This is a genomic window from Streptomyces sp. NPDC086787 (genome assembly GCF_044745865.1).
GTDB lineage: Bacteria > Actinomycetota > Actinomycetes > Streptomycetales > Streptomycetaceae > Streptomyces.
On sequence record NZ_JBIVBC010000005.1, the window covers coordinates 293,541 to 306,842 of the forward strand.

A 13,302-nucleotide genomic window follows, 5' to 3' on the forward strand; every position below is an offset into this window, starting at 1 on the left:
AGGGAACACACATGGAGTGAGGTTCCCTCGAACGCCTCCGAACGCCATCACGTGACAGAACCGCGACATTTCCCGGACCGGCGACCTACCGAAAGCCGTACAACTCCTCGTAGGACGGCCACGCTCCACCCGGCCCGTCCACCGGCCCGGCCGCCCGCACCGCACGGACGATCGCGCGCGTCACCACGTCCGCGCCGGCCGCGAGGATGTCGTTGAGCGCGAGCGGGTTCCCCGCGTCCAGCGGACGCCCCCCGGTGGCCAGCGTGAACACGGTGTCGCCGTCGTGCAGCAGATGCACCGGGCGTACGGCGCGCGCGATGCCGTCGTGCGCGGTGCCCGCCAGCTTCTGCGCCTGTGCCTTGGAGAGGTCCGCGTCGGTCGCCACCACCGCGAGCGTGGTGTTGAGCGGGGGAGGCGCGTTCCTCGCGGCGACCTCGGCCAGCCGCCGGCCCGCGGCCTCGTGCACGCCCGCCTCGGGATACTCCACGCGCCCCTGGAACAACTCCCCGTACAACACCCCCGTCTCCGGGTCCATCACCGCTCCCGCCGCGTTGGCGACCACCAGTGCCGCCACCGTCACACCCGAGCCGAGCACCGTGCTCGCGCTGCCGACCCCGCCCTTCAGCAGCCCCGCCACGGCGCCCGTACCCGCTCCCACGCACCCTTGGGGCACCGGGGATCCCGGCGCGCCCGCCGCGGCCGCCTCCACCGCCGCGCGTCCTGTCGCCGCGTCCGGTCTGGCCCGGAAGTCCCCTCCGCGCCCCAGGTCGAACACGCAGGCCGCCGGGACCACCGGCACGACGTGCGCCGGATCCGCCCCGACCCGGATGCCACGCCCCCGCTCCTCCAGCCAGGCCATCACCCCGGACGCCGCGTCCAGCCCGTACGCGCTGCCGCCGGTCAGCACGATCGCCTCGACCCGTTGCACCACGTTGCGCGGGTCGAGCGCGTCGGTCTCCTTGGTGCCCGGGCCGCCGCCACGCACATCGACCGCCGCGACGGCTCCGCCCTCGGGAGCCAGGACGACCGTGGCACCGGTGAGCCGGCCGTCCCCTCTGAGCGTCGCGTGCCCCACCCGCAGCCCCGCGACATCCGTCAGTGCGTCAACTGTCATGGCGACCAGTGTGTCCCAGCGCCCGCGGCACCCGTCAGGACCGGACGGGTCCCCGTCAGGACCAGAGGGCTCCCGGCAGGATCAGGGGATCAGGAGGAGTCGGACGAGGTCTGTCTCGTCCCGTGTCCGCGTGCGGCCCGCCGGGCCGTCAGTGTCACCCCCGCCACCACGGTCAGCGCCGACGCCAGGCCCGCCGCGAGTACCGCCCAGTCCCCCAGGAAGGTGCAGCAGATGACCAGCAGCGCCGCCAGCGGCAGCAGTATCTGCTGGGCGATGCCCACCTTGAAGTACCGCGAGTGCAGCGCCCAGAGGGTGAGCAGATAGAGCGCCGTCGGCAGGGTCACGGCGGCCGACGCGGACAGTGTGGAGATGTGCGCCGTGCCCACCGTCTGCTCGACCGCCACCTCCAGCCCCGCGCCGATCGCGGCCGCCGACGCGAAGATCAGGTAGTGGCCGTAGCCCCACAGGAACGCCTGCCGGTTGGAGCGCAGGTGCCCGTGGATCGGCACCGCGAAGTAGACCCACCACGCGGAGAAGACGATCAGCAGACCGCCCGCCGCGATCGGCAGCAGCTCGCCCACGTCGTGCTCGCCGACCGCCGACTTCACGGCGACCGTGGCGGCGGCGACCGTCTCACCGAGCACGATGATCGTGAACAGCCCGTACCGCTCGGCGATGTGATGCGGATGCCAGGAGGTGGTGCAGGCCCTCTCCGCGTACAGCGGCACGCACAGCTCCGCGATCACCATGACGACGAACACCCAGACCCGGGCGGACACCGGAAGCAGTACCAGTCCGGTCCAGCCGACCTGGCACAGCAGCACACCGCCCGCGTACCGCAGGGCCATGGTCCGCTCCGCGCCGGTCGCCGATCTCGCGACCCGCAGCCACTGCGTGGCCATCGCCACCCGCATGATCACATAGCCGAGCCAGAGCGCCAGGAAGTCATGGGTGCGGAAGGACGGTGAGATTCCCGCGGCCAGCACCAGCACACCGAAGATCTGGACCAGGGTGACGAGCCGGTAGAGCAGGTCGTCGTTGTCGTACGCCGAGGCGAACCAGGTGAAGTTCATCCAGGCCCACCAGATGGCGAAGAACACCATCGCGTAGTTCAGGAGGCCGTGACCCGCCCGGCCCTCGGCCACCGCGTGCACGAGCTCCGCGCCCGCCTGTGCGATGGCCACGACGAAGCACAGGTCGAAGAAGAGCTCCAGCGGTGAGGCGACCCGGTGCGGCTCGCCGCGCCCGCGAGCAGTGAGCCGGCGCACGACTGCGTGGGGTTGCTGCCCGCCGGAAGCGGAGGCCGAAGAGGAACTCGACGTCATGCCTTCCAGCAGAGCAGAAATCCCCGCCGAAATCCTGTGGGCCCCTGGCCCGCCCGCCTGCCCGGGGAGCGGGCCGTACCCTTGACGCATGAGTACCGGCCCCGCCCCCGAGCCGCCCGCCCCCAAGCCCGCGCTGATCTTCGACGACCCGCTGAACCAGCAGTCCTCGGACGACACGGACCGCGGGTGGGGCGAGCGCGGGGACGGTGACGGCGGCGTCGCCGACCTGAAGCGCTTCCTGGACGAGAAGCCGCCCCACCACCTCTGACGACGGGACCTCAGGGCTGGTCGGGCGTGCCCGTGCCCGTGCCGCGCTGGGTCACCAGCTGGTCGCGGCCCGTGCCGCGCTGTGCCACCAGTTCGTCGCGGATCTGCTTGAGCACCTCCAGCTCGCTCACCTCGATGGTGTCGTGCGAGCCCTCGCGCGCCCTGCGCCGGGCCTCCACCCGGGCGAGGTACTTCGCCATCGGCAGGACCATCAGGAAGTAGACCACCGCCGCGGTGATCACGAAGCTGAGCGTGGCACCGAGGACGGATCCCCACATGATCTGGACGCCGCTCTTGACGGTGCCGTCCGCGGCAAGCTCGCAGGGGTGCTTCAGACAGGTGCTGTAGCTGTCCAGGTTCTTGGTGCCGATCGCCCCGACTATCGGGCTGATGATCCCCTTCACCACCGCAGTGACGATGTTGGTGAAGGCCGCGCCGATGACCACCGCGACCGCCAGATCGACGACGTTGCCACGCATCAGGAACGCCTTGAAGCCCTGCAGGACGCCCGCTTCCTTCTTGTTGCTCACCTCGGGGACTCTCCTCGTACGCGCTTGGTGTGGAACGAAACGCTCCGCAACCTACGCCACGAGTCAGCACAGCGTCACCGCCAGCCTGGCCGTCGTGCTCGCACCGACGAGACGCGCGGCGGTGGATCGCGGCACCGAGAGCACGACCAGTGCCCCGCTCCGGGCGTCGGCGTCCGCCGGATCCAGCGGTTCCGGGAGCCCGCTGACCCTGGCCCCGGTGGCGATCACCCTGGCGTCACCGCCGGTCGCCGGATCCTCGGCGGCGATCACGTCGACCCGGTCGCCGGGCCGCAGCAGCCGGACCGTGGCGGCGTCGGCGATCCGCACCGGCGCGGTGACCAGCTCGTCCGCGCGGTGCCGTCGTACGGGGTCGGCCACCGGATGCCCGCGCGACCGCTCCCCGCGGGCCGGATCCGCCGCCGTGCGCGGTCCCGCCGCCACGAGTGCGGCCGCTGTGACGGCGAGTCCGGCGGCCACCGCCCGGCGGCGATGCCGTACGAGCCGTGCCGTCCGCCACAGCCCGCCGCGCACCCGCACCGGCGGGAAGGGCGGTACCTCGCAGGTCGCCGGGGCGTCGGTGCCCAGCGGACGCGGCGAGGGGAGGGCGGGAGCGAAGGGAGAGTAGGACATGCGGGACCACCACCTGCGACGTGGAATCGGATTGCGCTCCCACGATGAGGCCTTGCGCCGGTTCCGGCCGGAGCCCGTGGGCTACTGACGGGTTGTGGAAAACCCGCTCACCCGGCCGTGACCCCCGGTCGTGACCCCCGGCTGACCCCCGGTTGTGACCCCCGGTTGTGACCCCCGGTCGTGACCCCCGGTTGTGACCCCCGGTCGTGACCCCCGGTTGTGACCCCCGGTCGTGACCCCCGACCGCGGTCCCGACAGCGGTCCCGACGTGGTCACGGCAGCTCGAACCCCGGGTCCATCCCGCCGAGCGCGTTCGCGCACAAGCAGTCCCGCTCGCCGCTGTCCGGCAGCGCCGCCACCGCGTCGAACAGGACGCCGCGCATCCGGTCCACGTTGGCCGCGAACACCTCCAGCACCTCCTCGTGCGAGACGCCCTCGCCGGTCTCCGCCCCGGCGTCGAGGTCGGTGACGAGCGTCAGCGACGTGTAGCAGAGCTCCAGTTCACGGGCGAGCGCCGCCTCCGGGTGGCCGGTCATGCCCACCACCGACCAGCCCTGCGCCCGGTGCCACAGGGACTCGGCCCGGGTCGAGAAGCGCGGCCCCTCGACCACGACCAGCGTGCCGCCGTCCACGGGCTCCCAGTCCCGGCCGCGGGCCGCCTTGAGCGCGGCGGTCCGCCCGGCGGGGCAGTAGGGGTCGGCCAGGGACACGTGCACCACGTTCGGCAGGTTTCCGCCGGGCAGCGGCAGCCCGTCGAAGTACGTCCCCGTCCGCGACTTCGTGCGGTCCACCAACTGGTCCGGCACCAGCAGCGTGCCGGGCCCGTACTCCGGGCGCAGCCCGCCCACCGCGCAGGGGCCGAGGACCTGCCGGACGCCGAGGGAGCGCAGTGCCCAGAGGTTGGCCCGGTAGTTGATGCGGTGCGGCGGCAGATGGTGTCCGCGCCCGTGCCGCGGCAGGAAGGCGACCCGTCGGCCGGCTATCTCACCGAGGAACAGGGAGTCGCTGGGGGCGCCATAGGGGGTCTCCACCTCGACCTCGGTCACGTTGTCGAGGAAGGAGTAGAACCCTGATCCGCCGATGACACCGATCTCTGCGTTCGCCATGACGTGCACACTATCCGGGAACGCCGAGAACCCTGCCGTCGGGCGACGGCAGGGTTCTCCGGGAGGAGTGTCAGGCGGCGGAGCTGCTGCTGGAGCTCGCCGACGTCGTCTTCGAGTCGGAGGACGCCGAGGACGAGGAGCCGCTCTTCGCGTCGGACGACGAGGTGCTGCTCGAGGTCGAGGACGCGGCGGGCTTCGTCGCCGGGCTGCTGCTCGACGAGGAGCCGCGGCTGTCGTTGCGGTAGAAGCCGGAGCCCTTGAAGACGATGCCGACCGCGGAGAACACCTTCTTCAGGCGGCCACTGCAGTTGGGGCACTCGGTCAGGGCGTCGTCGGTGAACTTCTGCACCGCCTCAAGGCCCTCGCCGCACTCGGTGCACTGGTACTGGTAGGTCGGCACTGTCTTCCTCCTGGCACTCTCACTCGATGAGTGCTAACGACGGTCAATAGTGACGCATTCCCGCGGATCAGTCCACTGTCACCGGCACGCGGTGACCGACGCCACGTGCGACGGTGCGGCTCTGCTGCCGTGCGGCCAGCCGGGAACGCAGCGTCACCAGGGTGACCAGTGCGAGCACCGTTCCGGCCATCGGCACCAGGAAGCCAGCGCCGTCCCAGAGCCGGTCCTCGAGCTGTCCGGCGGTGGTGACCGCGGCCGCCTGGCCCAGCGCGACCGCGCCGGTCAGCCAGGTGAACGCCTCGGTACGGGCACCGGCCGGGACCAGGGACTCGACCAGGGTGTAGCCGGTGATCAGGGAGGGGGCGATGGCCATGCCGACCAGGAGGCCGAGCCCGGCGAGGAGGAGCACCGAGTGGGCGGTCCACAGCGCGGACGCGGTCAGCGCGAGGGCCACGTAGCCGAGGACGAGCCGCCGGCGCGGGGCGATCTTCCAGGCGATGGCGCCGCAGGCGATTCCGGAGAGCATGTTGCCCGCCGCGAAGATGCCGTACAGCACGCCGTTCAGGCCCGGCTCGCCGATCGACTCGGTGAACGCGGCGAGTCCGACCTGCATGCCGCCGAAGACCGATCCGATGCCCAGGAAGGTCACCACCAGGACGCGCACACCGGGGACGCGGAGCGCGGAAACCTGCTGCACGCGCGCGTGCCCGCTCGCGTCGACCGGGGGCTGCGTGCTCTTCTGCGCGGCGAACAGCAGACCGCCGACCAGGGTCAGGGCCGCCTCCGTGATCAGGCCGGCGGCCGGGTTCACGGTGGTGCACAGCGCGGTCGCCAGCAGCGGGCCGACGACGAAGGTCAGCTCGTCGGTGACCGACTCGAAGGCGGCCGCCGTGGCCATCAGGGGCGAGTCCTGGAGCTTCACGGCCCAGCGTGAGCGGACCATCGGACCGACCTGGGGTACCGAGGCGCCGGTCGGCACGGCCGCCGCGAACAGCGCCCACAGCGGGGCGTGGGCGAGCGCGAGCGCCGTCAGGGTCGCACCGGCGACGGCGTGCACGAGGACGCCGGGGAGCAGCACGGTGCGCTGGCCGTAGCGGTCGGCGAGGCGGCCGCTGTAGGGCGCGAACAGTGCCATGGCGACGCCGGTGACGGCCGCGGTGGCGCCCGCGGCGCCGTAGGAGCCGGTGGTGTGCTGCACGAGCAGCACGATGGAGAGGGTGAGCATCGCGAACGGCTGGCGTGCCGCGAAGCCGGGGAGGAGGAAGGTCCAGGCGCCGCGGGTGCGCAGCAGCTGTCCGTATCCCGGGCGGGAAGGGTCCGCCGAGTTCTTCGACAGCTCGGAGGTGACCGTGGATTCCACGGCCCTTGCCTTTCTGCCGCCTGGTAGCGCGCCCGGGACGGGGGCACCGAGAGCTGTCCTCTTGCGCGGAACTGCGGTAGATACCGGTGCCCGTTGAGGGAGATGTCCCGGCCGCCATACGGTCGCGCCAGCTCTGCGTCAGGCAGAGTTGGTTCGATCAGGGTGCCTTAATCGTACAGGGACAGGACGGTCGTGCACCTGTGAAAACGAGCACCATGGGCACTTCTGCCTGGGATCGCCTGGGGTGTGAACTGTACGAAACGCGCCCGTAACGGGCTCAGCGTCCGCCGCCGGTGCCGAGCCATCCGGCCAGCTTGCCGCCCTGGGCGACCGCGCGCAGGCGCCGTTCCGCCGCGTCCCGCACGGGGTCCGTGGCGACGACGAGGAGCTCGTCCCCGTGGCGCAGCACCGTCGTCGGCAGGGGCACGAAGGACTTCCCGTCCCGCACGACGAGGGTCACCGCCGCGCCTGGCGGCATCCGCAGTTCGTTGACCTCCACGCCGTGCATCCGCGAGCCCTCGGGGATCGAGATGGACAGCAGATGCCCGCGCAGCCGCTCCAGCGGCGCCGACTCGATGCCCAGGTCGGCGGCCGTCGCGCCGTCGCCGAGCCGGAGTCTGCGGGCCAGCCAGGGCAGCGTGGGGCCCTGGACGACGGTGTAGGCGACGACCAGGACGAAGACGATGTTGAAGATCCGGTGGGTGTCGTCGACGCCGTTCACCATCGGGATCGTCGCCAGGATGACGGGGACCGCGCCGCGCAGCCCGGCCCAGGACATCAGCGTCTGCTCCTGCCACGGCACGCGGAACGGCGCGAGGCTGAGCACCACGCTCAGCGGGCGCGCGACCATGGTCAGCACGAGCCCGATGACCAGGGCGGGCAGGATGTCGTCGCCCAGTTCGTGCGGGGTGACCAGCAGGCCCAGCATGACGAACATGCCGATCTGGGCGATCCAGCCGAGCCCCTCGGCGAAGCCGCGGGTGGCGGGCCAGTGCGGCAGTCTGGCGTTGCCGAGCACCATGGACGCCAGGTAGACCGCCAGGAAGCCGCTGCCGTGCGCGAGCGCACCGGCCGCGTACGCGGTGACCGCGATCGCCATCACGGCGATCGGGTAGAGGCCGGAGGCGGGCAGCGCCACGTGCCTGAGCCCCCAGGAGCCGAGCCAGCCCACGGCGAGCCCCATGGCGATGCCGATGCCGAGTTCCAGGGCCATCTCGCCGACCAGTACGTACCAGTGCTCGACCGGGCCGGACTGGGAGAAGGCGAGGACCAGGATGACCACGGGGGCGTCGTTGAAGCCGGACTCCGCCTCCAGGGTGCCCGTCACGCGCGCGGGGAGCGGAATTCTGCGCAGCACGGAGAAGACCGCCGCCGCGTCCGTGGAGGAGACCACCGCTCCGATGATGAGCGCCTGCCGCCATTCCAGCCCGATCAGCCAGTGCGCCCCGGCGGCCGTGACCCCGACGCTGATCGCGACCCCGACGAGCGCCAGGGTGGAGGCGGCGGGCAGGGCCGGTTCGATCTCCTTCCACTTCGTGCCGAGACCGCCTTCGGCCAGGATCACGACCAGGGCCGCGTATCCGATGACCTGGGTCAGCTCGGCGTTGTTGAAGTGGATGTTCCCGATGCCGTCCTGGCCCATGAGGACGCCGATCCCCAGGTACACGAGCAGGCTGGGGAGCCCGCTGCGTGAGGAGATCCGGACCGCCGCGACGGCGACGAGCAGGACGAGGGAGCAGACGAGCAGAAGCTGGTTGAGGTGGTCGACGGTCAGCGGCGGTTCCTTTCACCGGCCCGCGCGCGGGGCGCGCGGACACATGGACAAGACCCGTGGCTGCGGCACTCCGCACCCAAGTACTTCGTTACCTTACCTAACTCTTGACGCTTTCTTGACGTTTCTCGCGGCAGGATCTCGTCAGGGCCACGGGCGTCCCCGTGCTCGATGCCGACTCCGGGTCAAGCGGCACCTGACCCTGCGCCTATGGTTGCTCCAGCGCTCATTCAAAGTCACAGCCCGACCTGCCGCTCGCGTTAGGACAGCAAGGACAGCGATGCCCCCGAACACCACCGCCTCAACGGGTGACACGCCCGGCAAGCCCGGCAGGAAGAAGGGGCGCAAAGCCCGACTGGTCGTGCTGGTCCTGGTGCTGGCCATCATCGGTGGCGTCGCCTACGGGGCGTACTGGTCCATCAGCACGGTCCGGGCCTCCTTCCCGCAGACCACGGGCACGATCAACCTGGATGGTCTGGCGGACCCCGTCGAGGTGAAACGGGACGGCAACGGGATTCCGCAGATCTACGCCTCGTCCGACGCGGACCTGTTCATGGCGCAGGGCTACGTCCAGGCGCAGGACCGGTTCTACGAGATGGACGTGCGCCGCCATCTGACCTCCGGGCGCCTGTCGGAGATGTTCGGCAAGGACCAGGTCAAGAACGACGAGTTCCTGCGCACCCTGGGCTGGGACCGGGTGGCGAAGGACGAGTACGACCGGAAGCTGTCGGCCTCCACCAAGAAGTACCTTCAGGCCTACGCCAAGGGTGTCAACGCCTACCTCGCGGGCAAGGGCGGCGCGGACATCTCCCTGGAGTACGCGGCCCTCGGCTTCGTCAACGACTACAAGCCCGAGCAGTGGACCCCCGTCGACTCGCTCGCCTGGCTGAAGGCGATGGCCTGGGACCTGCGCGGCAACATGCAGGACGAGATCGACCGCGCGCTGATGACCAGCCGCCTCGGCCCCCAGCAGATCGCCGACCTGTACCCCGCCTACCCGGCCCGCAACAAGACGATCGTCCAGGAGGGCCAGTACAGCGAGCTGTCCAAGGCGTTCGAGCAGGGCGACGACGCCACGGGCGGCTCGGGGAACTCCGGCGGTACGACGAGTACGGCCGGCGGCGCCTCCGGCTCGGCGCTCACCAGCCAGCTGAGCGGTCTCTACAAGGTCCTGGACAACGTCCCCGCCGCCGTCGGCGTGAACGGACAGGGCATCGGCTCCAACTCCTGGGTCGTCTCCGGCGCGCACACCATCACCGGCAAGCCGCTGCTGGCCAACGACCCGCACCTGGCGCCCTCGCTGCCGTCCGTCTGGTACCAGATGGGCCTGCACTGCCGCACCGTCTCCGCCAAGTGCCAGTACGACGTCGCCGGTTACACCTTCGCCGGTATGCCCGGCGTCATAATCGGCCACAACGGCGACATCGCCTGGGGCATGACCAACTCCGAGGTCGACGTCACCGACCTCTACCTGGAGAAGCTCAGCGGCGACGGCTACCTGTACGACGGCAAGGTCAAGCCCTTCACCTCCCGCACGGAGACCATCAAGGTCGCCGGCGGCGACAGCAAGAAGATCGTCGTCCGCGAGACCGCCGACGGCATGCCCCTGCTGTCCGACCGTGACGACGAGCTGCTCAAGGTCGGCAGGAAGGCCGAAGTCAAGACCGAGGCCCCCGACCGCGGGGACGGCTACGGCATCGCCCTGAAGTGGACCGCGCTCGAGCCGGGCACCTCCATGGACGCCGTGTTCGCCATGGACCGGGCGGCCGACTGGAAGGGCTTCCGGGCCGCGGCCAAGCTGTTCGACGTGCCGTCGCAGAACCTGATCTACGCCGACACCGCGGGCAACATCGGCTACACGCTGCCCGGCAGGATCCCGACCCGCGCGAAGGGCGACAACGGCTCGGTACCGGCGCCCGGCTGGACCTCCAGGTATCGCTGGACCGGCTACATCGGCCAGAACAAGCTGCCCTACGAGTACAACCCCGCGCGCGGCTACATCGTCACCGCCAACCAGGCCGTCGTGAGCAAGGACGCCTACCCCTACACGCTCACCACGGACTGGGGCTACGGCACCCGCAGCCAGCGGATCACCGACCTGATCGAGTCGAAGATCAAGGGCGGCGGCAAGATCTCGACCGACGACATGCGCCAGATGCAGCTGGACAACAGCAGCCAGATCGCCAGCCGGCTCGTGCCCATGCTGATGAAGATCAACCTCAAGGACGACGACGTCCGCCAGGCGCAGAAGCTGCTCGAGGGCTGGGACTACACCCAGGACGCCGACTCGGCCGCGGCCGCCTACTTCAACGCCGTCTGGCGCAACATCCTGAAGCTCGCCTTCGGCAACAAGCTACCCAAGGAGCTCCGGGTCAAGGGCCAATGCCTGTGGGTGGACAAGATCGACTCCACCGGCCCGGTCGACGACGACACCAAGGTGCGCGAGTGCGGCGAGCGCGAAGCCGACCAGGCGCAGCCCGACGGTGGCGACCGCTGGTCCGAGGTGGTCCTCTCGCAGCTGGACAAGCCGAACAGCGACTGGTGGAAGACGCCCAAGTCGGGCACCCGCCCCGCGGCCACCAACGAGGACGAGCTGTTCGCCCGCGCCATGATCGACGCCCGCTGGGAGCTGACCGCCAAGCTCGGCAAGGACATCGACACCTGGAGCTGGGGCCGGCTGCACCGCCTGTTCCTGAAGAACCAGACCCTCGGGACCGAGGGACCGGGGATCCTGCAGTACGTCCTCAACCGCGGCCCCTGGAAGCTCAGCGGCGGCGAGGCGGCGGTCAACGCGACCGGCTGGAACGCCGCCGGGGGCTACGGCGTCGTGTGGGTGCCTTCGATGCGGATGGTGGTCAACCTGGCCGACTTCGACAAGTCCAAGTGGATCAATCTCACCGGTGCCTCCGGGCACGCCTACAGCGCCCACTACACCGACCAGACCGGCAAATGGGTCAAGGGTGAACTGCTGCCCTGGTCGTTCAAGCCGAAGACGGTGGACCGGAGCACGAGCGACACGCTCGTCCTCAAGCCGTGACCCGCTGACGGCACGTCCCACGAAAGGGCCTCCACGCGCGCGTGGAGGCCCTTTCAGCTGCACCGGCTGTATTCGGACGGTTTCCGGAAGCTATTCAGGCATGCATTCAGGCCACGCATTCAGGCATGCGGAAAGCGGCGTACGCCCGACGGGGTGACCACGGCGTGCACCGGCCGGTCGTGCTCCTCCGCCGGAAGGCGCTCCACGACCTCCGAGTCGTACAGCAGCACCACGAGCGCGGGGTGGGCGCCCGCCTTCTCCAGCCGGGCCAGGACCCGGTCGTACGACCCTCCGCCGCGCCCCAGGCGCATCCCGCGCACGTCGACCGCGACCCCGGGCAGCAGGACGACGTCGGCGGAGGTCACGGCGTCCGGGCCGAGGCGCTCGCCGGCGGGCTCGAAGAGTGCCATCCGCCCGCCGTGCTGGACCCGCGCGAGGGAGCCCTCCCCGGTGTAGGCGCCCCAGTCCAGGTCGTTGTCCGGCAGCAGCGCCGGAAGGAGTACCCGCACTCCGCGCGCGTGCAGCTCGTCCAGGAGCGGGAGCGTGCCGGGCTCGCCCTCCACCGAGACGTAGGCCGCCACGGTGCGCGCCCGCGCCAGCTCGGGCAGCTCCAGCGCGTGCCCGGCGAGCGTCGTCGCCGCCTCCCTGACGACATCCGCCGTCAACCTGTTCCTCGCCGAGAGGAGTTCCCGTCGCAAGATGCGCTTGTCAGGCTCTGCTGGGCGTCCGACGTGGTCCACTGGTGTTCTGCACCCTTCTCAGTCCACTCATACGAGTTTCCCAATCAGCTCATATGAGAGCCAATTAATCCAGGCCACAGTTTCCTCACAAAGGCACCGGATAAGGTTGCGGACATGACGCAGGAGCACCGCAGGATCAGTAAAGCTGTCATTCCCGCAGCGGGCCTCGGCACCCGTTTCCTCCCGGCCACCAAGGCCACTCCCAAGGAGATGCTGCCGGTCGTGGACAAGCCCGCGATCCAGTATGTGGTCGAGGAGGCCGTGACCGCGGGACTCGACGACGTCCTCATGGTCACCGGGCGCAACAAGCGGCCCCTGGAGGACCACTTCGACCGCAACTACGAACTCGAGTCGGCCCTGCAGAAGAAGGGCGACGCCGCCCGGCTCGCCAAGGTCCAGGAGTCCAGCGACCTCGCGACCATGCACTACGTGCGCCAGGGCGACCCCAGAGGCCTGGGTCACGCCGTCCTGTGCGCCGAACCGCACATCGGGCAGGAGCCCTTCGCCGTCCTGCTCGGCGACGACCTGATCGACCCGCGCGACCCCCTGCTCCAGCGCATGATCGAGATCCAGGAGCAGCACGGCGGCAGCGTGATCGCGCTCATGGAGGTCAAGCCCGAGCAGATCCACCTCTACGGCTGCGCGGCCGTGGAGGCCACCGAAGAGGGCGACGTCGTCAAGGTCACCGGGCTGGTCGAGAAGCCGGACCCGGGGGACGCCCCCTCGAACTTCGCCATCATCGGCCGCTACGTCCTCGACCCGCACATCTTCGACATACTGCGCAAGACCGAGCCCGGCCGCGGCGGCGAGATCCAGCTCACCGACGCCCTGCAGCAGCTCGCCCAGGACGAGAAGGCCGGCGGCCCGGTGCACGGCGTCGTCTTCCAGGGCCGCCGCTATGACACCGGCGACCGCGGCGACTATCTGCGTGCCATTGTCAGACTCGCATGCGAACGTGAAGACCTGGGCCCGGAGTTCCGGACCTGGCTTCGCAGTTTCGTAGCCGAGGAGATGTAGCCACG

At 70.5% G+C, this 13,302-nt stretch carries 12 protein-coding genes; 3 read left to right on the forward strand and 9 right to left on the reverse strand.

The genetic code is table 11. The annotated features are described in order from the left end of the window. Positions 1 to 85 precede the first annotated feature (85 nt). Both ACIPK3_RS15625 and ACIPK3_RS15630 read right to left on the reverse strand, forming a co-directional pair. On the reverse strand, positions 86 to 1,114 hold the full coding sequence (locus ACIPK3_RS15625; RefSeq protein WP_402569919.1) for a P1 family peptidase: 1,029 nt from the start codon (positions 1,112 to 1,114) through the stop codon (positions 86 to 88). A gap of 89 nt (positions 1,115 to 1,203) precedes the next feature. Then, positions 1,204 to 2,439, reverse strand: a complete 1,236-nt coding sequence (locus tag ACIPK3_RS15630) for a low temperature requirement protein A (protein WP_402569921.1) — start codon at positions 2,437 to 2,439, stop codon at positions 1,204 to 1,206. A gap of 88 nt (positions 2,440 to 2,527) precedes the next feature. Between ACIPK3_RS15630 and ACIPK3_RS15635 the strand changes: the two genes are divergently transcribed. Next, positions 2,528 to 2,707: a hypothetical protein gene (locus tag ACIPK3_RS15635; RefSeq protein WP_402569923.1), complete on the forward strand. Its 180-nt coding sequence runs from the start codon at positions 2,528 to 2,530 to the stop codon at positions 2,705 to 2,707. A gap of 10 nt (positions 2,708 to 2,717) precedes the next feature. On the opposite strand, the gene ACIPK3_RS15640 is transcribed toward ACIPK3_RS15635, so the two are convergent. The 6 genes from ACIPK3_RS15640 to ACIPK3_RS15665 all read right to left on the reverse strand — a co-directional run bounded on the left by ACIPK3_RS15640 (position 2,718) and on the right by ACIPK3_RS15665 (position 8,506). Next, positions 2,718 to 3,236, reverse strand: a complete 519-nt coding sequence (locus tag ACIPK3_RS15640; RefSeq protein ID WP_402569924.1) for an MscL family protein — start codon at positions 3,234 to 3,236, stop codon at positions 2,718 to 2,720. Positions 3,237 to 3,299: 63 nt separating this feature from the next. Further along, positions 3,300 to 3,866, reverse strand: a complete 567-nt coding sequence (locus tag ACIPK3_RS15645; protein ID WP_402569925.1) for a hypothetical protein — start codon at positions 3,864 to 3,866, stop codon at positions 3,300 to 3,302. 272 nt (positions 3,867 to 4,138) lie between these two features. Next, positions 4,139 to 4,972: an S-methyl-5'-thioadenosine phosphorylase gene (locus tag ACIPK3_RS15650; protein ID WP_402569926.1), complete on the reverse strand. Its 834-nt coding sequence runs from the start codon at positions 4,970 to 4,972 to the stop codon at positions 4,139 to 4,141. A 70-nt stretch (positions 4,973 to 5,042) separates the two neighbouring features. Beyond that, positions 5,043 to 5,372 (reverse strand): FmdB family zinc ribbon protein, encoded by a 330-nt coding sequence (locus ACIPK3_RS15655; protein WP_402569927.1) that lies wholly within the window; start codon positions 5,370 to 5,372, stop codon positions 5,043 to 5,045. A 67-nt stretch (positions 5,373 to 5,439) separates the two neighbouring features. Continuing rightward, positions 5,440 to 6,732 carry an MFS transporter gene (locus tag ACIPK3_RS15660; protein ID WP_402569928.1) on the reverse strand — a complete coding sequence of 431 codons (1,293 nt, stop codon included), beginning with the start codon at positions 6,730 to 6,732 and terminating at the stop codon, positions 5,440 to 5,442. 277 nt (positions 6,733 to 7,009) lie between these two features. Continuing rightward, the gene (locus ACIPK3_RS15665) at positions 7,010 to 8,506 is read right to left on the reverse strand and encodes a potassium/proton antiporter (RefSeq protein ID WP_402570210.1); all 1,497 of its coding nucleotides are present in this window, start codon (positions 8,504 to 8,506) and stop codon (positions 7,010 to 7,012) included. 277 nt (positions 8,507 to 8,783) lie between these two features. On the opposite strand from ACIPK3_RS15665, the gene ACIPK3_RS15670 reads away from it, so the two are divergent. Next, positions 8,784 to 11,540, forward strand: a complete 2,757-nt coding sequence (locus tag ACIPK3_RS15670; RefSeq protein WP_402569930.1) for a penicillin acylase family protein — start codon at positions 8,784 to 8,786, stop codon at positions 11,538 to 11,540. 119 nt (positions 11,541 to 11,659) lie between these two features. On the opposite strand, the gene ACIPK3_RS15675 is transcribed toward ACIPK3_RS15670, so the two are convergent. Then, positions 11,660 to 12,280 carry a 5-formyltetrahydrofolate cyclo-ligase gene (locus tag ACIPK3_RS15675; RefSeq protein WP_402569932.1) on the reverse strand — a complete coding sequence of 207 codons (621 nt, stop codon included), beginning with the start codon at positions 12,278 to 12,280 and terminating at the stop codon, positions 11,660 to 11,662. 114 nt (positions 12,281 to 12,394) lie between these two features. Between ACIPK3_RS15675 and galU the strand changes: the two genes are divergently transcribed. Further along, on the forward strand, positions 12,395 to 13,297 hold the full coding sequence (gene galU / locus ACIPK3_RS15680; RefSeq protein WP_402569933.1) for a UTP--glucose-1-phosphate uridylyltransferase GalU: 903 nt from the start codon (positions 12,395 to 12,397) through the stop codon (positions 13,295 to 13,297). Positions 13,298 to 13,302 lie beyond the last annotated feature (5 nt).